Annotated in this window: 20 protein-coding genes; 15 read left to right on the top strand and 5 right to left on the bottom strand. The window is 45.0% G+C overall.

The window, feature by feature from the left end; translation table 11 throughout:
- Positions 1-77: 77 nt before the first annotated feature.
- The 5 genes from MKY66_RS29440 (at position 78) to MKY66_RS29420 (ending at position 3,921) form a co-directional block, all read left to right on the top strand.
- Positions 78-1,460: a transcriptional regulator gene (locus MKY66_RS29440; protein ID WP_076213734.1), complete on the top strand. Its 1,383-nt coding sequence runs from the start codon at positions 78-80 to the stop codon at positions 1,458-1,460.
- Positions 1,461-1,703: 243 nt separating this feature from the next.
- The gene (locus tag MKY66_RS29435; RefSeq protein WP_017691550.1) at positions 1,704-1,874 is read left to right on the top strand and encodes an aspartyl-phosphate phosphatase Spo0E family protein; all 171 of its coding nucleotides are present in this window, start codon (positions 1,704-1,706) and stop codon (positions 1,872-1,874) included.
- A 99-nt stretch (positions 1,875-1,973) separates the two neighbouring features.
- A complete protein-coding gene (locus tag MKY66_RS29430; protein ID WP_036611682.1) occupies positions 1,974-2,354 on the top strand; it encodes a GntR family transcriptional regulator in 381 nt (126 codons plus the stop codon).
- A complete protein-coding gene (locus MKY66_RS29425; protein WP_076213738.1) occupies positions 2,351-3,226 on the top strand; it encodes an ABC transporter ATP-binding protein in 876 nt (291 codons plus the stop codon). Before MKY66_RS29430 ends, MKY66_RS29425 begins: the two co-directional genes overlap by 4 nt.
- Positions 3,223-3,921, top strand: a complete 699-nt coding sequence (locus MKY66_RS29420; protein ID WP_076213741.1) for a hypothetical protein — start codon at positions 3,223-3,225, stop codon at positions 3,919-3,921. The genes MKY66_RS29425 and MKY66_RS29420 overlap by 4 nt, the downstream gene beginning before the upstream one ends.
- Positions 3,922-4,087: 166 nt before the next feature.
- Here the strand turns inward: MKY66_RS29420 and MKY66_RS29415 are convergent, their stop codons facing one another.
- The 3 genes from MKY66_RS29415 to MKY66_RS29405 all read right to left on the bottom strand — a co-directional run bounded on the left by MKY66_RS29415 (position 4,088) and on the right by MKY66_RS29405 (position 6,568).
- On the bottom strand, positions 4,088-4,606 hold the full coding sequence (locus MKY66_RS29415; protein ID WP_076213744.1) for a hypothetical protein: 519 nt from the start codon (positions 4,604-4,606) through the stop codon (positions 4,088-4,090).
- 50 nt (positions 4,607-4,656) lie between these two features.
- Positions 4,657-5,430 carry an isocitrate lyase/phosphoenolpyruvate mutase family protein gene (locus tag MKY66_RS29410; protein ID WP_076213747.1) on the bottom strand — a complete coding sequence of 258 codons (774 nt, stop codon included), beginning with the start codon at positions 5,428-5,430 and terminating at the stop codon, positions 4,657-4,659.
- Between the two features lie 73 nt (positions 5,431-5,503).
- Complete coding sequence (locus tag MKY66_RS29405; RefSeq protein WP_076213750.1) at positions 5,504-6,568, bottom strand: trifunctional transcriptional activator/DNA repair protein Ada/methylated-DNA--[protein]-cysteine S-methyltransferase; 1,065 nt, start codon at positions 6,566-6,568, stop codon at positions 5,504-5,506.
- 305 nt (positions 6,569-6,873) lie between these two features.
- On the opposite strand from MKY66_RS29405, the gene MKY66_RS29400 reads away from it, so the two are divergent.
- Together MKY66_RS29400 and MKY66_RS29395 are read left to right on the top strand one after the other, a co-directional pair.
- Positions 6,874-7,251 (top strand): LysM peptidoglycan-binding domain-containing protein, encoded by a 378-nt coding sequence (locus MKY66_RS29400; protein ID WP_076213753.1) that lies wholly within the window; start codon positions 6,874-6,876, stop codon positions 7,249-7,251.
- A gap of 406 nt (positions 7,252-7,657) precedes the next feature.
- The gene (locus MKY66_RS29395; protein WP_143760356.1) at positions 7,658-8,230 is read left to right on the top strand and encodes a hypothetical protein; all 573 of its coding nucleotides are present in this window, start codon (positions 7,658-7,660) and stop codon (positions 8,228-8,230) included.
- A 112-nt stretch (positions 8,231-8,342) separates the two neighbouring features.
- Here MKY66_RS29395 and MKY66_RS29390 read toward each other — a convergent pair whose 3' ends face one another.
- Positions 8,343-9,260, bottom strand: a complete 918-nt coding sequence (locus MKY66_RS29390; RefSeq protein ID WP_076213755.1) for a phosphatidate cytidylyltransferase — start codon at positions 9,258-9,260, stop codon at positions 8,343-8,345.
- Between the two features lie 96 nt (positions 9,261-9,356).
- Between MKY66_RS29390 and MKY66_RS29385 the strand changes: the two genes are divergently transcribed.
- On the top strand, positions 9,357-9,911 hold the full coding sequence (locus MKY66_RS29385) for a hypothetical protein (RefSeq protein ID WP_062836632.1): 555 nt from the start codon (positions 9,357-9,359) through the stop codon (positions 9,909-9,911).
- A 481-nt stretch (positions 9,912-10,392) separates the two neighbouring features.
- Positions 10,393-14,751 carry a DUF4073 domain-containing protein gene (locus MKY66_RS29380; RefSeq protein ID WP_076213758.1) on the top strand — a complete coding sequence of 1,453 codons (4,359 nt, stop codon included), beginning with the start codon at positions 10,393-10,395 and terminating at the stop codon, positions 14,749-14,751.
- Between the two features lie 239 nt (positions 14,752-14,990).
- Here MKY66_RS29380 and MKY66_RS29375 read toward each other — a convergent pair whose 3' ends face one another.
- On the bottom strand, positions 14,991-15,563 hold the full coding sequence (locus MKY66_RS29375) for a transcriptional regulator (protein WP_076213761.1): 573 nt from the start codon (positions 15,561-15,563) through the stop codon (positions 14,991-14,993).
- Positions 15,564-15,761: 198 nt separating this feature from the next.
- Between MKY66_RS29375 and MKY66_RS29370 the strand changes: the two genes are divergently transcribed.
- The 6 genes from MKY66_RS29370 to MKY66_RS29345 all read left to right on the top strand — a co-directional run bounded on the left by MKY66_RS29370 (position 15,762) and on the right by MKY66_RS29345 (position 21,248).
- Positions 15,762-16,637 (top strand): sugar ABC transporter permease, encoded by an 876-nt coding sequence (locus MKY66_RS29370; RefSeq protein ID WP_036671737.1) that lies wholly within the window; start codon positions 15,762-15,764, stop codon positions 16,635-16,637.
- Positions 16,638-16,696: 59 nt separating this feature from the next.
- Positions 16,697-17,542, top strand: a complete 846-nt coding sequence (locus tag MKY66_RS29365) for a carbohydrate ABC transporter permease (RefSeq protein ID WP_223199815.1) — start codon at positions 16,697-16,699, stop codon at positions 17,540-17,542.
- A gap of 37 nt (positions 17,543-17,579) precedes the next feature.
- Positions 17,580-18,953, top strand: coding sequence for an ABC transporter substrate-binding protein (locus tag MKY66_RS29360; RefSeq protein ID WP_076213764.1), 1,374 nt, complete (start codon positions 17,580-17,582; stop codon positions 18,951-18,953).
- Positions 18,954-19,048: 95 nt separating this feature from the next.
- Positions 19,049-19,819, top strand: coding sequence for an HAD family hydrolase (locus MKY66_RS29355; RefSeq protein WP_076213767.1), 771 nt, complete (start codon positions 19,049-19,051; stop codon positions 19,817-19,819).
- On the top strand, positions 19,816-20,154 hold the full coding sequence (locus tag MKY66_RS29350; RefSeq protein WP_051447260.1) for a multidrug efflux SMR transporter: 339 nt from the start codon (positions 19,816-19,818) through the stop codon (positions 20,152-20,154). Before MKY66_RS29355 ends, MKY66_RS29350 begins: the two co-directional genes overlap by 4 nt.
- Entirely contained in the window at positions 20,154-21,248 is a 1,095-nt protein-coding gene (locus MKY66_RS29345; protein WP_076213770.1) for a metallophosphoesterase, read from the top strand. The genes MKY66_RS29350 and MKY66_RS29345 overlap by 1 nt, the downstream gene beginning before the upstream one ends.
- Positions 21,249-21,487: the final 239 nt, after the last annotated feature.

The raw sequence follows: 21,487 nt of genomic DNA, 5'->3' as shown, positions 1-21,487 counted from the left end.
ACTTTCTAATTACATATAATTACTTTTGCATACCGATAATCCCGTTTATGTTTTTTATTTTGGAGGGTGGTGTTCGTTTGGAGTCGACAACCACGATACGCGATCACTTGGAAAGTTATCTGAAGCGTGAACAGATGTCCATTAGTCATTTTTCGGAAACGTCAGGGATTAATTCGGGTACGCTCAGCAATATTTTGAATAAAAATCGGCCAATTGCCATGCAGCAGTTGGATCGCATTACTTCCGCCATGAGACTGGAAGAAGGTTACTTCTATGAGTTATACATAGATGAGTGTTTTGTACACGCGACCCCGGACTGGCGAAGACTGGGACCCTTCCTTCATCGCTGTGCCGAGTTGGACAAGTTGGACTGTATTGAAGAGGTTATTCGTCTAATGATGGATAATCTATCCTATATTCCTTTGTTATTTGAGGTGGCTGAAGAATTCTACCAAGCGGGTAAATTCAAACCAGCCATCCTTCTATATGAGAACATTGCTGAAAGCGAGAAAATGCAACATTCCGAGCGGCTTGCACTCTGTCAGTATCGACTGTTCCGGTTGGGACTGACCAATGATCAGCAGCGGAATCTGATTATTGCAGCCCGGTTCGAATACTATGTGGATCGGCTGGATGAGCGCTATCAATTGGATGCGCTTAATGAACTAATTAATGCATTTGGAGCGTTGCATAGATGGAACAAGGTTCAGGAGTTATCTGAAAAATTGAAAATAAAAGCGTCCATCCATTATGAGATGAATGGCCGAAGGAAACAAGAAGAGACCAAAAGACCAATTGTCTTCTATATTCTGTACTCCGATCTAGCTGCAGGAAGTGCCTGTTATCATTTGAAAGACTACACCGCAGCACTTAACTATGTTTCTTTATATTCGGATAATCGCTGGGTGAGGAACCCGGATAAAGATGAAATCGTTGTTATGAATCAGTTTCAGGAATGGGCTGAAGCGAATCGATATATATATCATTTAATGGGTGGACAGTTTGAGGTGTTACCTGATTATCTGGCGTATATCTCGACGAAGGAAAATGAGATATTCCCAGCGCTGTGTGATATTGTAACAGCGGCTAATCGTTATGATAAGGATATTGATCATGTTCTCAAACAGTATGAATCGTACTTCACTTATCAGGAACAGAGCAACCGAATTGGCAAAGTGAGCAGACAGGTTACGGATGATCGATATTTACGACTTTTAGCAGATTTGGGTGCATATTATTTAAAGAAAGACGAGTTTCATTTAGGTATAGAATTTGTGCTGGATAGTTTAAAATTTTCTATTGAAATTAGCAGTGGACGAGGTATGCTTAGAGGTGTCGGACTGTTTGAGCAATATCGGGAATTTGCATCTGAGACGGCGAAAAAGCAATACAAAATGATAATTAGTGAGGTGCAGAAACTCAATGAAGAGAAAGTTGGCTTTGCTGATAGCTACCTGTAGTATCGTTGTATTCATCGTAGTCCCTGCTACGGAACCTGTCCCAGGCAATGAAATCCCGAACCCCGAAATTATGAGACCCGCTGATCACGGATTTGGAACGTAATAAAAATGAAAAGAACACTTCTGAATTTATTTCAGAGGTGTTCTTTTTTGTGTATCAAAGTGGAAGAATAAGTATGTCGTATCTCACATGCGCTTATGATTGGCATAATACACTAAAATATGACAAAAAGGAGGGATACTATGGATCGGCTGGATTTGATATCACGGATCGAAGATGCCAGACAGTTGTTATATCGCATGCATATGGAATACGGCAGTCTGCTTCATCCGGAAGTGATCCAGCAATCCGTAGTCCTGGACGGTCTTATTAATCAATACAACAGAGCCAAGGTAGGAAAGGCAATGAATTAAGTTCGCCTATTTACATTTGCGTCTTTGTATACTATAGTTAGTTACATGAGTAACTAACCGACTAACTGACTAATGAATACGTATGAAAGTTGGAAGCACATGAAATCGACTTTGGATGAATCTCAGCCTATTTTTCATCAGATTGCCACAATGATTATGGACGATATTGTGGAGGGTAGATTGAAGGTGGAAGAACAGGTTCCCTCAACCAATGAACTGTCACGCTTCTACAATATCAATCCGGCTACAGCTCGCAAAGGACTGCAGGAACTCGTGGACAAGGGGATTATATACAAACAGCGAGGTGTTGGAATGTTTGTTGCAAAGGGAGCAAGAGAAGCATTGCTCGTTGAACGGAAGCAAGATTTTTATGAAGAATACATCAAGCCTTTACTTGAAGAAGCCAGACGGATTCACATGAATGAAGACATGATCATTGATCTGATTCGCGGCAAGAAGGATAAGGAGAGTGAGTTATGATTCATATGGAGCAGGTCAACTACAGCTACCAGAAGACGCCCGTTCTGAACCAGGTTACGCTACATGAGAGTGAGCCAATCATTAGTGCAATCTGGGGAAGAAATGGAGCTGGTAAAACAACACTGATGAGTTTACTTGCAGGGCATAACCGCCCGGACAGTGGAACCGTTCAGATCATGGGTCAAGACCCCTATAATAATCTGGCTGCCCAAGAGCATCTGTGCTACATCCAGGAGAATCATCCCTTGGGCAAAAACTGGACGGTTAGTGACCTGGTTCAAATGGGGCAATATTTTCATCCGCAGTGGAATCAGGAGTTGGCGGAACGTTTAATCGATGTGTTCGAACTACCGGAGAAGAAAAAGATCATTAAATTTTCGAAAGGCATGAAGACTGCCACCCAGATTATATTAGGTCTTGCCAGTAATGCTAAGATAACCATTCTGGATGAACCCACCAATGGGCTCGATGCTGAAAAGCGTAAATTCTTCTATAATGCGCTACTGGAAAGTTATGAAGATAACCCGCGTCTGATTCTGATATCCAGCCATCATATTGAGGAGATTCAGCCTTTATGTGAGTCCCTTATCGTTTTGCAAGCCGGAGAGGTGTTGTTAAATCAACCGATGGAAGAGATGCGCGAAAAAGGAGTTCTTCTAACAGGGGTAATTGATGATATTAACCGAGTTACAGCAGGTGTTAAAGTTATAGAGTCTTCCCAGATGGGATCAACTGTGAAAGTGATGATTGATGAGCCCTACTCGAAAATGTGGAAGGATATCGCTCATTCGCAGGGACTTTCCATTGAGAAAGCGACATTACAAGATTATTTGGTTAACAGGACCCGTAATCAAGAGGGGGTTAAACCATGAACGCAGTAAAAGGTACGAACCGACTGATTCGTGATGATATGCGTTTGTATCTGGGCATATTTTCATCCATCGCTCTAATGCTCGCCGTTGTATATTTGGCCATTGGCTTCATATTTGATGTCTCGTATGCTACGCAACTGTTTGGTCCCATGTACGGAGGGATATGTACGTTTGCAATCGGGGGAATGATTACACTGTTTCCGGTTGCGATTGGAATGGGCAGTACACGAATTCAATTCATGAAATCCTTCTATATGAATTCGGTATGGATGGTTGCGGGCACCATGATCATTCTGCATGTGGCGTACTTCCTCTTACACCTGCTTCAGGAAAAAGGAATTGTTGACGTAACCCTTTATCAACCAGGCATGTTGTATTCAAGCAAATATCATTTCTTATCCTACCTGTGGATCGATCTGATGTGCGGCTTTCTCGTACTGGGAATCTCTGTCTTCCCAACGGTTTGTTGGATGCGCTTAGGGATGCGTAACTTCTTCATTATGTTTTTCGGGGTTGGCTTGGTCATTACGCTGATAATTACATTGGGCGATCTTGGTGAGTTTATGTTGTGGATTGCTAGGATCAATCGCATGACATTGTTCACCGTTCTGGGATTCATTGGTGGTGCGCTACTTCTCTCTACCTACCCGATGATGAAGAATGCGCCGCTTACCATGAAATCCAAAAAAGACTGACAGGAAACAGTTATATAAAGGAACCGGGGCAATAAATCTATGCGAAATTTCCTGTAAACCAAAAAACACGAGTGCGAACACGCCTCGTGTTTTTTGTATCATCCTAGATCACCGAATATACCTATTCAACAATCTGTGTGTGTAATTCCAAATGGAGGTGTATCCCTTAAGCCTGAGCCTGCGGTTTGAATCCTTCGTCTTTTAGGTACTCGCCGGCTTCGCTACGCGTTTCAAAAGCCATATCCAGATTAACACCGGAATACACATACCACATGTCATCTTCGTATTTTAAAGTCAGCGTATGTCCATCTTCATCGATCCACGTTCCGCCACCCGTAGAGGTTGCAGACAATACAGGAGCAGCAGCTTTTACTTGTTCTGGTTCTTTAAATTCAACTGCGTTGGGATTGTGAGACATCGCTTGGATCGTTTCATCTAACAATGTGCGCAGATCTGCTTCGGAGTAATCACGAATATTGACGAATCCTTTAGCATCGGTCTCATAGTTAGGCAGTAGCCCTGCATAGATATAACCGTTACCGTTAGGGTGAATATGGAGAGCAACAATCTTTTTATCATACGCGCTTTCCTCGTAGTGGAAATTAACACGACCGAGAGAAACATCTTTGCGTTGCAGTTGGGGATACGATTGTAGTACTTCTAGCTTTTGTTCCACGTTAAGCATAATTGCCTCCTGTAAATGTTCAATAGAGGTGATTATAACATGCCCTCCTGTTAATTTCCCGATAAAATGTTTCTCCCCAGTTCTTTCAGGTGTTCCATAGCTTGCAGATAAGGATAAGGTCCATAGCTTACGCGTGCTACACCCAGTGTGGCAAGTTGTTTTGGTGAAGGCTCAGGAGACGTAACCATAACGTTAATTGGCAGCGGTGAACGCTCGCACAATTCCTGGATCAGTTGGTGATCCTGCAAACCGGGTACAAACAGACCATTGGCTCCTGCATCTGCATAATGGCTCGAACGTATAAGTGCTTCCTCCAGGAGAGAGTGGTTATGGTGTTCAGGTGCATGTTGCAGAAAAATATCTGTGCGGGCGTTAATGAACAACGGGATGCCTGCCTGCTCCGCAGCTTCCCGGGCGGTGGACAATCTCGGGCATTGCTCCACCACAGTGTACAATCCCAAGCCAGCGGGAAGTTGATCTTCAATGTTGATTCCTACAGCACCATGATCGATGACTTGCAGGATATTTTGCTTCACTTCTGACACAGACCTCCCATACCCTCCCTCTATATCGATTGTTACAGGCAGGTCCACGCTCGCTGTAATCCGTGCAAGATTGGCAAGCACCAGATGGAATGGCATGGCTTCACCATCGTGTTCACCGTGGGCCGCAGCAACGGACCAGCTTCCGGTAGCAATAGCCGTTGCTCCAGTGGATTGGATGGTTTGTGCGCTTCCGGCATCCCACACATTGATCAGAACAAGTGGTTTTCCTTTCACATGGTATTGTTGGAACAACGCTGCTTTTTCTTCTAAGGTACTCATATTATGTTGACTCTCCTTTGTTATATCATGCATTCCTTTGGACATTTGATGCGTACTTCATTACTTCATTCCGTTATTCGCAGCGATCCTGTTCCTGCCCCTGTTTCTCGTGAGTCAAAAGCCAGTTTTTGCGAGTTAATCCCCCGCCATATCCGCCCAGCTCACCACTAGCATTGATTACACGGTGGCATGGAATCACAATCGCAAGCTGATTGGCCCCATTTGCCTGTGCCACAGCTCGGCAAGCAGTCGGTTTTCCCAGTGCATTTGCAATCTCCTGATATGACCTCGTTTCACCAGCCGGAATGGCCAGCAACTCGTCCCACACACGCTTTTGAAATGGTGTTCCTAAACAGAACAACGGTGTGTCGAATGCTGTCCTTTTTCCCTGAAAGTACTCTTTTAGTTCACGCTCAATGGACTGTATGGGAGCCGTAGTGCCGGGTACAATAGCTGATTTGGTTCGTTTGCGCAGACGCTCAACTTCGCGTTCCAGACCTCTGCGGTCCACAAATTCCAGTAAATATAGCGACTCCTCATCAGCAATAGCCATCATCGGGCCGAGGCGGGTGTCAATCCAGGACGCTTTTAGGATATGTCCTTCATCGACTTGTGTAGGGGCGGCACCCATGATCCGTGAAAAGGCATCGCGGAAGCCGCTGCTTGATTCATATCCGGTAGATAATTGGCTATCAATCACGGTGCGGCCGGAGCGAATATTCTTCAGGGCAAGACCCATGCGTCGGGCGCGAGCATATTCGACAAAGGTCATGCCGAACCGCTTCTTGAACTGACGGCGCGCCGTGGATTCATCGATGGAGAGGGCCTTGAAATCCTGTCCTTTCCAGCGTTTCTCCGGATTTTTCTCCACAGCTTCCACTAATATGCGAACGACATCGGATACTTGGTTGGGGTGAGAGAGCGGGCGACAGCGCTGGCAAGGGCGATAAGAGGCCAGAAGTGCCTGCTGAGCCGTCTCATAAAATTCGCAGTTTTCGAATTTTGGCTTTCGCGCCGGGCATGTGGGACGACAGAACACACCCGTGGTTCGGACCCCAACATAGAATAAACCCTCGTATTCCGAATCCTTGGCCACAAGCGCCTCGTAATATTGTTCCTTTAGATCAGCAGAAATCATGGGGGCACGTCCTTACTCATTAGAATCTTTATCTATAACCTATTATAGAAAAACGTTTCAGCAAGCATCGCCGAAAATCAGGCACGAATATTGGATAGATTAAATCGGATATAACATTGAAATTCGGTTGTTCAGAATTTGTTTAGAGTGAACTGGTAGTATAGACCTATCAGGGTAGGGATACTTAGGCAAAGATACCTATACAGTAAAAGAGTAAATTATTGATCATTCATTGTTATAGGAAAAATACATAGGTAAACATGAAATTAAAGATTAGCGGAATGAAAGTCTGGAGGTCGACTGGAATGAGATATTCTACGTACAAAAGTATTTATGAATCCGTTTATACCAAAACGTCCGAGTCTCGCACCGTGTATGTTAAAGATCAATTCATGCAGCGTGTGAAGACGCCAACCTGGCTAATGAAGATCGTCACTATAACTCTAATTATAATCATAGGGTGTAGTGCTGTATTCACTGCATTTGCAGGGGATGAGCAATTATTATCGGGTGACCAGATCGTGGTATCTCAGGGAGATACACTGTGGGGCATTTCATTGGCATATAAACCTCAGCAGATGGACACTCGTGTGTATATAGAAGCAATCAAGAAAGTGAACAAAATCGAGCATAACGCCATCCAGATTGGACAAGTGTTGGTCTTGCCTGGGTTTGATCGATAAATTAAACAGTGCATGACGTCATGAACAGAGTTCTTTTTTTACTCATCGAGGTGCAGTTACATACTGAATTTATTAATCATTTACATATAATGGAGCTTCATGTGGGACGATATGGTGTAGTGATTAATAAGTGGTGTGCTATATAAGTTGAACTAAAGAATATTTACACTGACACTACGATGACAGACTAACCTTCCAATCGCTGTTATCCCCAGATTTTTTTGATTCCCTTTTCTGAAGGGGAAAATCCGGGGATAGCGTATGCTTCCGATGCAGCTTTCTTACAGAAAGCTTGTAGGCGAACGCTTCGCTTTTTCAGGTTTTTTCTGTCCTCTCCGTTATCGTGTAAATGAATAGTTCAACTGATATAGATATATGTGCTGTAGATGGATGAAGGGAGAAGTAGATGATGAGAATAAATATAAAAAAATCTGCACTTTGCATGTCTGTGCTCTGTATTTCGCTATTTGTCAGTGCCTGCGGCACTAGTGGAGAATCGGTTCAGGAGCACGCTTATCCGCAATCGAAGCAACCCGTAGAGGAAGCTGGAGAAAACTCTGTTCCGAATGCGGATGCGAAGAATAACAATAGCCAAGGCAGTGCCAGTGGTGATGACGGCAAGCCTACGGCTCAATCGGAATCCACTGAACCGTCTGAGCAGATTGATATCGTCATTGACCAGTCGGAGAAACCGAGCGAGGGTAACAGCTTTGATTTTGGAATCAAGCAGGTTCCGAAGGGCTATACACTAACGGAGATGCGATGGACGTCTAACACGGTTACGATTGTGAATTCGCTACAGGAAGCCATTGAACATGGTGGAAATGGTGAAGAGGGGTTTTACTTTAGCGGCAATGGACAATTCTCCGGCTTTATCTATTCGGATGAGATGAAGGGCGAGCGGGGCAAAGCCACATTTGTCTTCACAAATGATGAGGGGAACGAAATCATGTCCGAAAAGGAAATTACGTTGAAGTAGCAGGCACATCATGAAGGCTCCGTCTAGAGCCTGTTGAACAGGAAAAGCAGCCACTTGGGCTGCTTTTTTTGACATACATAATTACAAGCTCGCCGATCTATCCGTTCTGTTGCTACATAAAGTCAAAGAAATAACGGACCACGTGGAACATAACCGGCGAGGTATAGGTCAAGCTGTCGACCCGGCTCAGGTAGCTTTTTTTGAGCGAATCGAACTTGTTGTCATCCCCAATTAATAGGTCGCGCTTCAGTACAGACACCGTCAGACTGCCAAAGAATCCGGCCAGACTGATCAAGACCCCGATGAACAGCGAGAATTTCCAATCAAATGGCGTCAGGTAGGGATGGATAAAATACGACGTTGCTGTCGTTACAATAAACGCACACGCGAACCCTTCCCAGGTGACAAAAGGATTGGCGGTAGGCACCACTTTTCGTTTGCCCAGATAGAGAGAGACCAGATAGTGCACCACATCATTAAGCTGTGTTAACACGACCAAGAACAATACCAGCTTGGACCCATACTCCGGTGTGGCAAAAGGAAAATAGGCCAGGTGGCTCAGTCCGAACACCATCAGCATAAGTCCCCATTGTGTGGAGCTGACACTGCGCAGGAACCCGACCGTACCTTTGTTGATCAGACGCGGCAGGGGCAGCACCAGGAACACATATAGTGGAATAAACACGATAAACATGCCATACCATCCAATGTAGATCCAGTAGAACTGAACCGGAATCGCCAGATACGCCCATAGGAACAGCCTGCGGTCGGCTTTGCGTGTACTGCGAATCATGGAGAAGTATTCTTTGAGTGAGAAGAATGCGAGCACCATGAGGGAAATCAGCGATACAATGGGGTTGAAGAGGGTTGCGAGGCAGAAGATTACGAACATGCCCCACCAGGTTTTGATTTTTTGGCCGATGCCTGAATAGTCTTTGCTTGGCTGAAGCTTTGCAATAATTTTGTATACGATATGTATCACAAGTAAAGCTGTGAAGATTAATGTTAGTGTAAAGAGTGAACTGCTCACGTACCGATCACCTGCTTATTCAAAGTAAGATTCCATTATAGGGTACCTATGTTATTATGAAGGAATAGTACCAACTTGATAAGGGGAAATTTTGCTATGACAGATGAACGCTCCATCTATATCCTGCTTACGAATACAGGAACGCTGTTTACCAAGGTTATTCAGAGCTATACCCGAGCGCCATATAATCACGCATCGATCTCATTTGACCGGGAGTTAACCGAGCTGTACAGCTTCGGCCGCAAACATCCGAGTAATCCGCTGAATGGCGGGTTTGTGAAGGAAGATATTCAGACAGGTACATACAGCAAGTATCCCAATACCACATGTGTGATTTATGAGCTTCAGGTGACGGATCGTGAAGTGGAAAAGATGAAACGTGTGCTGCACATCTTCATCCGCAGCCGCCAGAAATATATGTACAATCTGCTCGGCGTGATTGGCATTACACTCAAGGAACCTGTGGAGTTCAGCAACTCCTACTTCTGCTCCCAATTTGTAGCCGAGATTCTACAGCGTTCGGGAATCAAATTGTGGAATAAGCTGCCGGCGCTGGTGACACCGGATGATTTTCGCCAGAGTGAACGATTGCAATTGGTCTATGAAGGAAAGCTAAGCGAGTATACGCTGGGGAATGCAGAGCAAGAGTAGGCGCGTGTGCTGATGCTTGCCAAGCAAATCCAATCATGAAACAGCCTGCTGCCACGGATGACGAGGCAACAGGCTATTTGTGTACTTCATATAGATGATGGTGAGGATTATCGGTCAAAATCAACCTCTTCCAGGAATTCGATCACTTCACCATTTGGACTGTGGACAAGCGCAATTCTAACCCGAAGAGCAGGTTCGCCAAGCGATATCTAATCCGGTTCAACATAGGCCTTGTCTCCATGGACGAGCACTCGCTGATCGGGAGAGATCAGCATACATGCGCGATAGTTTGATAGTAGGTCTTAGATGACATATTTAACGAAAAAATGTTGAATTATGACGAAAAAAATGAAATAAACCCCATTTTTAATATATATAATGGAAATAAGACCTTTTATTTGCTTCAATGTTCAGAATCCGTTCAGAGTTGTGTACTACAATAGGCCTATCTTTTGAAAGCGAGATTAGGGGGATAAGAAATATGCAGTACAGAAAAATAGTGAAGATATTGCTCATTTTGCTATTGGTAGCACCATGGTTGGCACCAGTAGGAAAGGTTAGCGCAGAAGTATCGTATCCGGTACCGGGGAAAGATGGTCTAATTACAGTAAAGAACATTGGTGATGACTCGGTTGAACTAAGTTGGGAGTATGCCGAGTCCGTTACAACGTCTTCACCTGATCTGAATTATCAAGTATTCGTCTCCCAGGCACCTAATATCAAAGATATGGAGGAAATCAGCGGATTTCCACAATACGCGTATGGTAATTGGGTTGGTGGTAGCGATTCCGAAACAGGTACATTCACCAAAGTGATTACGGATTTAGTCGAAGGAGAAACGTACTATTTTAATGTAATCGTTCAGGATAGAAATAATATGGAAATTGCATACCAGATGCAATCCATAACATTTACATCTAATACGTTGCTAAGCGAATTCAACAATGTTATTGGGGGGAATTTTGATGCCTCAAGAATAAGTGAACTACTTCAAAATACGAGCTTCATCACCATGGTTCCAGCATTTGAATCCCTCCCTTCTGATGAACAGAATGCAATCATATCGTTAGTGGGACATTCCCATCTACCAGATGGTAAGTATCTGAACACGGATCAAATTCAATTTATGGTTGATCTAGCATTCCAAGGTCTATTAGTTATGCGTGAACATCAATTGCCTGTTATGCAAGCTAAGCTAACCTCTTATTTTGAGAAACTAGCTAGTGCGAACAATGTTTTCAGCCCAGAATATTTAAGTGCGATTCAGCCACAACTATATCAGTATCTATTGGGGCCCGATCTGGATAAAAACATATTATCATATTCAGTTAATCTAGATAGAATTGGAAATGATTTATCACTAGAACAGTCTGTGATGAATCTCAATATGATGCTTAGTCAAAGTTTCTATTTTACCAAAGCATCAACGACTAACGAAATGAATGAAGCTTTAACAGGGCTATATAAAATTCAACAAAAAGCGGAGCAATATAAGGGAACTCCTAAGGAGAGCCTCATAGGGATATTCCCTCTTGATTTCCATAAAATGCAGATTATTTCTTCTAATGTTGCGGAAATGGAACGGTTGTCAAAGTGGATGTTGGATAGAAAGCCAAATGGGGGTTACACCAATTACAGTGAGATACAAATAGCTTTCAATAACTTCTTCTTCCCGATGATTCCACCACTACCGACATTCCCACCATTCCCACCAATTCAGCCAATACCGGTAGCACCAGCAGTAAGTGTAGATGACAATGCAAATGTCATTGTTGATGCCGATGAGACTATGGAATACACTCAGAACAATGGCGAAAATTGGTTTGATTACAGCTCCACGAACCCACCCCAATTTGAAGGGAATACAACGGTATGGGTTCGTGTTAAGGCAAACGGAAGTAATACTGCAAGCCTCTATAAGATCTTGGTCTTTACTCAGAATATAGAAACAGACTCACTTGAGCTATTGAATCTAGCTAAGAGTAATGAAGATGTAGAAGGTGTGCTTGCCGCAATCCAAGGTTCCGCATTGGGACTCGAACTGCCTATAGATTTCAGTGATTGGAGCAACGATGAGAAAGAATCTGTAGCTGTATTTGTCACTTTAATGAATGGGGCAAAAGGATATGTGAGTAAAGAACAAGTGCAATATGTACTTGATATGGCTGTAGAACCACGAAACCTCTTTAATAAACCTGAACTGACTGATGTTGAGGAGAATATCAATGCTTATTTTTCAAAATTATTAAATTTACCTGAAGTTTTTAGCATAAACCTCGACCCAAGTATTCAATCACTATATAAAGTAGGGAGAATGTATGAAAATTTGTCTGTTGTAGATAAACAAATTTTTGCATACCGCATGAAATTTTACTCAATGCGTGATGAGATTCCTTCATATCAGAACAGAGATCAACTTTCTACGTCGTTATCTACTTATAATGCAATCAATGATGTAACTACTCAAACCAAGATGTATAATGCTTTGGTACGTCTTCGTTTAGTACAGAAGGAATCAACACAGTATAACAATCTCCCTAGTACTATCAAATATATGGTAGAGTTTCCGCTTAACATGGACAAAGTGGATAGCATAGATTATGCGACATATAGAAAACTTGCCCAATGGATGATTGATAAGCGTCCAGTTGGTGGTTATGAAAACTATAAAAACATCCAAAAAACGTTTGATCAGTTCTTTAATCCAGCAGATCCTTTGAAGGTAATCAACGAAGCGAGAGCTACGAAGAATACTGATGCTATCCTGGGAGCAATTACTCAACCGGAATGGTTGGATCTTCCGGCTGGCTTTGACACTCTCCAACCTGAGGAGAAGAAAGCCATAGCTAATGTGGTAATGACCTTTTTACCGAGTGACTATGCCTATAATCTTAAGAAACAAGTTGAATATGCTGTGGAAATTGGATATAAAGGCATCCAAACGATCAAACAAACAGACAGGATTCTTTTCCAACAGCATTTGAATGAGTTCTATTCCCTTTTTGTTGAGTCAACAGAGTACTTTGAATATCCAGGGATGGAAATGTTTAAAGAGTTAGGTCAAAAATATTTAAATGCATCCAATGTGGATAAAGAGTTGCTTGCTTATACCGCAAAACGTCTGTTTCAGGGTTCGGATCTTTCAATTGAACAGGTTTACGGTGCTTCATTAATGTTAGTCATGAATTATTCCTACATTAATGAAACTATAGACGTTAGCGAGATGAAGAAAGCCATGCTGATGCTATACAGTTTCCAGCAATCTACTGAGATGATGGAGCCTTTCGAACCATTCCTGCTTAAGTTGAATGCTATGAAGGATCTAGTAGAAGATGAGAATCGAATGGGAAAACTGGCTAAATGGATGCTGGACCGTAAGCCTGCTAACGGATACAGCAGTATTAGCGAAGTGCAGATAGCATTTGATCGTTTCTTCGATCAGGTCATTATTATTAATCCAACACCAACACCATCAACTGGCGGTGGAAGTGGAGGAGGATCTTCACCTGTAACGTCTACACCTGCACCAACAACGAAACAAGAACAGATCGTGGTTGACGTTAACGGAACTAACGGCACTAATCTGACCAAAACACCGATCACCCGTACAACCGAAACCAACGGCACGATCAAAGATCTAGTGAAAATGACCGAAGCGATTGCCAAGGAATCGGTAGAAAAAGCGAAGCAATTGAACATGAACACAGCACGCATTGTCATCCCAGATACCAAAGATGCCGTGTCCGAGACACGTATTGAACTGCCTAAAGCAGTGGTAAAAGAACTGAATGATGGTTCGCTTAAGCTTGAAATCTCCACTGAAAATGTAGTGATTTCCGTTCCGACGAATTCCATTTCTGGATTCGATCAAGACTTATACTTCCGCGTTGTACCTTTGAAAAAGGAATCGGAGCGCAAAGAAGTCGAAGAACGTGCGAAAAAAGAGCAGTTGATTCAACAAGTTGCTCCGAATACGAATGTGCGTGTACTGGCTCGTCCAGTCGAAATTGATACAAACATGCAGAGTCGCGAAGTGACGTTGACATTGCCATTGCGTTACAGTCTGCCAACCGATCCGGCTGCTCGTCAGCAAGCATTGGACAACCTGGCGATCTATATCGAACATAGTGACGGCACAAAAGAATTGATTCAAGGCAAATTGGTGAAACTGGCGGATAACAGCGAAGGCATTGAGTTTACTGTAACAAAATTCAGTACGTTCACCCTCGTTGTTGTGGATGGACTGAAAGCTTCACAAAGTACACATCAACCGTATATCCAAGGTTTTGGTGCAGATTTCCGTCCAGATGCATTCGTAACACGTGCACAGATGGCAGCTATGCTGGCTCGCAATCTTCCAACTGAACCGGCAGCAGGTTCCGCGAATAGCGAGAGCTACAAGGATGTATCTGCGACACACTGGGCAACAAGTGAGATTCAAAAAGCACAATCCGCTGGTATCATGAACGGCATGAGTAACACCCAATTTGCACCGGAAGGCTCGATTACCCGTGCACAGATGGCAACGATTGCGTATCGCTGGATGCAGCAACAAGCGAGTGCAACAACCGTGAATGGTCCAGCAGTTTCCTTCACAGACGTATCCGCAGACCTGTGGGCAGCAGATGCGATTGCATACGTGCAATCCGCTGGCCTGATGGTTGGTTACAACGATGGCACATTCAAACCGGATAGCAAGCTGACACGTGCGGAAGCCGTGAAAGTGTTGAATGTATTGTTCAACCGCACACCACTCACTGGCGCAGCTACGCCAACGTTCAGTGATGTACCAGCAACACACTGGGCATATGCAGATATCGAAGCCGCAGCGCAAAAGTAATATGTTTAAAAGAAAAAAGGGGTCATTAACGCAGTAGCATATGGAAAAGAGAACCCCTAATGACGGATAGGATATGACGATACAATAGATAGAATAAAAAAAGAGCTGTTCCAAAAGCCATACATTGGCTAGGAACAGCTCCTTTTTGCGCTTTAGTGTGACTTAACATTGGTACGTCAAATCGTCTAGGTTTGTTAGCGCTTTGGGTTACCCATTAGTTATTCTGTTACGCAGTTGTACTACTCTTTATCGGGCGTGTGTGCAGCATTCTCGTAAAACTTACCATCCCGCAACTGATCCACAAATCCTTGTAACCAGACGTAGTATTGCTCCGCATGTTGGAGTTTGTGCAGATCACGCAGTGCATCATCTCGGTCTTTGGAAGAGGTATGTTCCGAAAGGATCATTGCCGACAGGTCAGGAATGACCTCACGAATGCCTTCTAACATGACATCTACTTCCCGTTGGAGCTTGGCCCCGAAGAAATTCTGGAACGTACGATAGAAGTCGGTCTCAGCCAGATATTGATCCTGGCGCTCCTTCTTTTCCTCCAGTTTATAGATCATCTGTGATTCTGTAAGCGAACGAACCGCATAGCTCATGTTGCTTTTACTCATATTCATTGAATTCTTCATCTCTTCAAGTGTCATCGGACGATCCTCAAAATACATGATGCCGTACAATTTGCCAAACGTGTGATTAACCCCATATAGATCCATCGTATTGGCGATGGCCTCAATAACTCTCTCCCTCAGCGCATGCCGATCAGGTAACGAAGAATGATTCGGGTTCCCGGCGGTTTCTTTTCCCACAATGTCACCTCTGGTTTATGATAGCGTTCCCACTAGCTGCCTCATATTTTACATGACTTGCTCCAATTTTAACATAAGCCGGAATTAGAATTTTCAATACGAGTGTACAATCAATTTTGTACAGAATAAATATAAAGCTGATTATACTCAAAAATTCCCAATCATTAAAGAAAAATTGGACATTAAGGAGTGGGGGATTTGCGTTTAAAACTATGGAGGGAGTCTGAGGCGGTACTATTCACGCTGCCAGCTCTAATCCCATTGCTGATCTTCTGGCTGGGACCTCTGGGATATATCGTTTATCTCAGTTTCACCGATTGGGACTTTATGAGCCCGGACAAGTTGTTTGTTGGTTTGGACAATTACAGTTATCTGCTGACAAACTCTGAATTCTATCGATCACTGAAAGTAACCTTGTTATTCGGACTGGGCAGTGTAATCCCAACCATTGTGGGCGGATTGGCACTTGCGATGCTCATGAATAGCAAAATCAAATCATCCGGCATCTTCCGGACATTACTGTTCTCACCTTGGGTCACCCCGACAGTTGCGGTGTCCATTGCGTGGTCCTGGATCTTTGAGCCCGAAGTGGGACTCGCTAATCTGATGCTGGGCTGGGTAGGCGTATCTCCGATCGGCTGGTTGCGTGACGCGGACTGGGCATTGGTTGCTGTTCTGATCGTCACGCTCTGGAAGTCGATTGGGTGGGCGATGGTATTTTATCTCGTTGCGCTACGAAATCTGCCTTCCGATCTGCTCGAAGCAGCTTCAATCGATGGAGCCAACGGTTGGGACAAGTTCAGAAGTATCACATTGCCGCTGATCTCACCAACGACATTTTTTCTCTCGATTATTCTTACAATCCAGTCCTTGCAAGCCTATGACCAGATCAACGTCATGACGCAGGGTGGACCGGCGGGATCAACGAGAACGTTGCTGTACATGTATTACCAGTCTGCATTCGAATCCTTTAATGTAGGTGAAGCTTCGTCCATCGCCGTTGTGATTATTCTGATCTGCGTGTTGCTGTCGGGAGTATCTTTCCTGCTTGGCAGACGTCTGGTGCACTACTAATGACAATGACATTGCCCAACAAAAAGTCTAAACGGATGAAGCGCAAGGAGTTGCAGAACGTGTCACAGCCGAATTTTAAAATAAGTAAATTAATCCGCTACCTTCTGTTAGCCATTATCGCACTGGGTACAGCCTTTCCCTTCTATTGGATGGTCATTAGCGGATTCAAAACCAATGATGAGATCTGGCAGTTTCCGCCGACCTTCTGGCCGGAGACGTTCCTGTGGAGCAACTATGTGGATGCCTGGAATGCGGCACCATTTGCCCGTTACATTCTGAACAGTACCGGGGTGGCGTTAGCCATCTGTCTATTTCAGATCGTCAACTCCAGTATGATGGCGTACGCCCTGACACATATGAAATTCCGTCTCAAAGGTGTGCTGACATCCCTGATTCTGGTGGGTTATATGATACCGAGTACGGCCGTGTATCTGCCTAGTTACCTGGTACTTAGCGAACTTAACCTGCTGGATTCCTACACCGGCTTGATTGTATCCAACTGTGTCAGCGTGTTCTCGATCTTCCTGATCCGGCAGGCGTTCATGCAGGTATCTCATGAATTGGTGGAAGCCGGACAGCTGGACGGTGCCTCTCATTTCCGGATTCTCTGGACGATTATCACACCGCTTGTTCGCTCAAGCTTCGCCGTGATGGTGCTGATTACGTTCATTGAACAATACAACAACTATTTCTGGCCTATGCTCATCACCAAAGACCCTGATTTACAGCTGGTATCGGCGGGTCTGCGCAGCTTCTTTGTAGAAGGCGGAGCATATGGCCTGGCCTGGCCACAGATTATGGCTGCGAGTGCCTTCACCATCGCACCTCTACTTATTCTCTTCCTGTTCACCCAGAAGACGATCATGCAGAGCGTGAATATTACGGCTGGTGTGAACAAGAACTGATATGCACTACCATTCACCTAAAACGGGAGGAACAACAATGAATTGGAGTCAGGCAAGCATGACATGGAAAAAGAGATTGAGGTTGAACTGGAAGGGTGGCATGTCGCTGGTACTTGCGACCAGCTTTGCACTGCTGACCGCTTGCGGAACACAAGCACCCGCAGAATCAGGCACGACGGCTGCCGCCAGTGGAACCGAAGTTCAGGCGAAAGATCCGGTGGAGATTGAATTCTGGTATGGTCTGGGTGGTAATCTGGGCGATAACATGAAAAAGACGATTGATGCGTTCAACGCCTCCCAGAACGAAGTCGTTGTAAAAGGAATTGTACAAGCAGATTACACGGAAACGGAACAGAAGCTGCAAGCAGCAATTGCTTCCAAGAAGGTTCCAGCCGCTGTACTCAGCTCCAATATAGACTGGGCACGTAAAGGATATTATGCGCCCATGGATGAGATGATTGCCGCTGATCCGAATTTTAAGAAAGACGATTTCATTCAGACATTCCTGAACCAGGGACAGGTGGATGGAAAACAATACTTTTTGCCAATGTACGGTACAACTCAGATCATGTATTACCGCATGGATACGTTCAAGGAGAACGGAATCGACCCAGCGAGTCTGACGACATGGGAGAAGATGGCTGATGCAGCAGCGAAGATGAGCAAGCAAGAGAATGGCAAGACTACCTTCTACGGTTGGGAACCGATGTGGGGTAGAGACAATATGATTGATGCCGTGCTGGGTAAGGGCGGACAGATTCTTAGCGACGATGGCAAAACCGTCATGATCGACTCCCCGGAATGGATCGAGACATGGGACTTGTTCCGTAAATGGATCAACGAAGACAAGATTATGGGCATTCATTATGGGGGTCAGGGCTGGGAGTACTGGTACAAAACGATTGATGATGTCATGAAGAATAAAGCAGCGGGTTACACGGGATCTAGTGGTGACCAAGGTGACTTGGACTTTAGCGTAGTCGCTGCGATGCAACAACCAGGTTGGGAAGGTATTGGTGAAGGAAAACCGGTAGCAAGTGCCATTTCGGCAGGTATTCCGTCAGCTGCAACGCCTGAACAACAACAGGCAGCATACAAATGGCTTACGTATTTCTCTGAAACTTCGAACACAGCTTCATGGTCCATGAACACCGGATATATTGCAGTTCGTCAATCTGCACAACAAGATCCAGAGTTCATGAAATTCAGTGAGGAAAATCCACAGATCACCGTACCACTGCAACAGGCAGCTCACGCTTCGGCTCCATTCCAGGATCCAACGGGTGGCAAGATCAATGATGCATTGAAAGATGCAGCTGATCAGGTGCAGATCAATAATATGCCAGCGGAACAAGCGCTGAAGGAAGCGAAAGAGAAGGCGCAGAAGGAATTAGATCGTGTAACGAAATAAGAAACGTATACAGGCAATTGACTCACGCGATAAGGGCGGTACATGCTGTACCGTCCTTTCCGTTTATACAAGATCGCAGACAAGGAGTTTAACCAATGCAAGATGAAATATATGTGGACAGATTACCAAATCCGATTGAAGCCGTTTTGTTCGACAAGGACGGAACATTACTTGATTTTACGGGCATGTGGGGATTCTGGACCGATTATGTTTTGAACGACTTCAGAGATCAGTTGGCGACTAGAGGACTCCATATCGACACAGATGAATTCCCACAGATCTGGGGTACATTCCACGATGACCAAGGCCGGATGAATGGGTATGACGTGCGAGGGCCACTTGCGATGGGCACGATGGATGAAGTGTATGCCGTGTTAACATGGCATGGATATCGTGCGGGTCTCAGCTGGGCGGAAGCTAAGATCATGGTTCGGGAGTGTTTGGCGCGGGCGGAGGAAGAGATGGAGCAGCATCGTCCAGCACATCCGTTACCGGGCGTTCGTGAATTCCTTGAACAGTGCCGTAGCGAAGGCGTGGTTATGGGTGTAGTGACGGCAGATGATACACCAAGTGCAATTAAACATTTGCAGTGGATGGGATTAGATTCCTTTTTTGACGTGGTGATTGGTACGGATCTGGTGGAGCGGGGCAAGCCTTTTCCCGATATGCTTCTACTTGCCTGTGAACGGTTGGGTGTATCCGTGCAGCATACTGTGGTTATTGGAGATACGGACGGAGACATGGAGATGGCACGAACCGCTGGTGCGGGGTATAGGATTGGGATTGGAGAACCGGGGAAAATCCGCTTGGCGGATAGAACGATTCAATCCTTCCATGAATTGCTGAATGGTGGGCTGAATCGATGACGAACAGTCACGCCTACTTGGGCTGGGTACTACTGGCACTGGCCATTGGGCTGGAGCTGAGCGCTACCATTTTGCTGAAAGTATCGGATGGATTCTCGCGGTTATGGCCTTCGGTGTTGATGTTTGTCTGTTATGGCGCAAGCTTTACCTTTCTCAACTTTGCAGTGAAGTATATGCCGCTGGCTGTAGCTTATGCGATCTGGTCTGGCGTGGGCATTACCCTCATTGGCGTCGTAGGGCATTACTATTTCGGTGAACGTCTGCGGCTCACGTCGATGGTATGGATCGGTTTTATTCTGATTGGCATTATTGGACTGAAATGGAGTGATTCTTGATGGAAAATAAACATACCTCTGAGCAACCTTTTGCCAGCTTTCAGGTCATTACAGACACACATGTGCGGGATGAGGCAGACCATATTCATAACCGGCATCTGGAGCAAGCGTTAGCCGACATAGCTACATTCAGTCAGGGGAGCAGCGGGATTATGCATGTGGGCGATGTGACGGATCGGGGGCTGCCGAGCGAATATCGTGAGTTGCAACGCATATGGAAGCAGCATGCGGAGAGTTTGCCGGACATCCGGTACACGGTAGGTAACCATGATATTGGAGCCGTGGTATGGCAAGATCCGCCGATCGTTTTGCTTGAGATGAAAGAGGATGAAGTAGCAGAGTTGTTGGAGCAGGAAGCAGATATGGAGCTGGTCACTAAACAAACCGCTGCTGAATCAGCTGCACTAATTGAGAAACTATCCGGCGGAACCTATACGTTGTCTGCTGCACCTTCGGAGCAGGAGGGTCAGGATGGGGGACGGATCTCTTCAGGAGTGGACCCCATTACAGTCGCAGGGATATGGCAGCGTCGATTAAGTGATTTTGAAGGGACAACAGGTATGAAGGGCGCATACCACGATCACTGGATTGATGGGTATCATTATATATTCCTGGGCACCGAGCAACCTCATCCGAAGGATTGTGATATGTCGGCTGAACAATTGGAGTGGCTGGATGCGAAATTGTCTGAGCATGCGACGCCAGATCATCCCATCTTCCTGTTCTTGCACCAGCCACTTATGGATACGGTAGCAGGATCGCTGAAAGAACAAGGCTGGTATGGTGTGAATCAGGATAAGGAACTCAAGGCCGTTCTGACCAAATACCCGCAAGCGATCCTCTTCTCGGGTCACACCCATTGGCAACTGGAGGCACAGCATACGATGTACGATGGTGCAGGCCACATGCCAACCATGTTCAATGCGTCGTCTGTAGGTTATTTATGGACGGATCAGGATGAACATCTGGAGGGCAGCGAAGGGCTTCATGTGGAGATTTATAAGGATCGAGTGGTTGTAAAGGGGCGGAACTTTGTTACGAGCAAATGGATTGAGGGTGCCGAGTTTACGGTGCGTTATCCTGTAAAAGGGTAGTTGTTTGGGTGGTGAAAAGGAAAGGGTCATGCTAAGGATCGATGTCATTAAGATAAGTTAGACTTGATGATATTGCTCAAAGGGTGGCCTTTTTGGTGTCCATCTTAAAGGTATGTATTAGATCATCCACCCCATAAAGTTCCACGTGAAACGTAGCAGGGGAGGCTAGAGTTGGGTAAAGTTGTAAATGGGTATGACTACAAACTATACTCAAATAAGTACACATAATATGCACATAC

Origin of the sequence: Paenibacillus sp. FSL R5-0766, assembly GCF_037971845.1 — a bacterium.
GTDB lineage: Bacteria > Bacillota > Bacilli > Paenibacillales > Paenibacillaceae > Paenibacillus.
This window is presented reverse-complemented; position numbering and strand designations above follow the sequence as displayed.

Bases quoted from the DNA above. Each gene is read 5' to 3' on its own strand.
- MKY66_RS29435 (WP_017691550.1), top strand. From the start codon at position 1,704: ATGGATCGGCTGGATTTGATATCACGGATCGAAGATGCCAGACAGTTG.
- MKY66_RS29430 (WP_036611682.1), top strand. From the start codon at position 1,974: ATGAAATCGACTTTGGATGAATCTCAGCCTATTTTTCATCAGATTGCC.
- MKY66_RS29425 (WP_076213738.1), top strand. From the start codon at position 2,351: ATGATTCATATGGAGCAGGTCAACTACAGCTACCAGAAGACGCCCGTT.
- MKY66_RS29420 (WP_076213741.1), top strand. From the start codon at position 3,223: ATGAACGCAGTAAAAGGTACGAACCGACTGATTCGTGATGATATGCGT.
- MKY66_RS29415 (WP_076213744.1), bottom strand. From the start codon at position 4,606: ATGCTTAACGTGGAACAAAAGCTAGAAGTACTACAATCGTATCCCCAA.
- MKY66_RS29410 (WP_076213747.1), bottom strand. From the start codon at position 5,430: ATGAGTACCTTAGAAGAAAAAGCAGCGTTGTTCCAACAATACCATGTG.
- MKY66_RS29405 (WP_076213750.1), bottom strand. From the start codon at position 6,568: ATGATTTCTGCTGATCTAAAGGAACAATATTACGAGGCGCTTGTGGCC.
- MKY66_RS29400 (WP_076213753.1), top strand. From the start codon at position 6,874: ATGAGATATTCTACGTACAAAAGTATTTATGAATCCGTTTATACCAAA.
- MKY66_RS29395 (WP_143760356.1), top strand. From the start codon at position 7,658: ATGATGAGAATAAATATAAAAAAATCTGCACTTTGCATGTCTGTGCTC.
- MKY66_RS29385 (WP_062836632.1), top strand. From the start codon at position 9,357: ATGACAGATGAACGCTCCATCTATATCCTGCTTACGAATACAGGAACG.
- MKY66_RS29380 (WP_076213758.1), top strand. From the start codon at position 10,393: ATGCAGTACAGAAAAATAGTGAAGATATTGCTCATTTTGCTATTGGTA.
- MKY66_RS29360 (WP_076213764.1), top strand. From the start codon at position 17,580: ATGAATTGGAGTCAGGCAAGCATGACATGGAAAAAGAGATTGAGGTTG.
- MKY66_RS29355 (WP_076213767.1), top strand. From the start codon at position 19,049: ATGCAAGATGAAATATATGTGGACAGATTACCAAATCCGATTGAAGCC.
- MKY66_RS29350 (WP_051447260.1), top strand. From the start codon at position 19,816: ATGACGAACAGTCACGCCTACTTGGGCTGGGTACTACTGGCACTGGCC.
- MKY66_RS29345 (WP_076213770.1), top strand. From the start codon at position 20,154: ATGGAAAATAAACATACCTCTGAGCAACCTTTTGCCAGCTTTCAGGTC.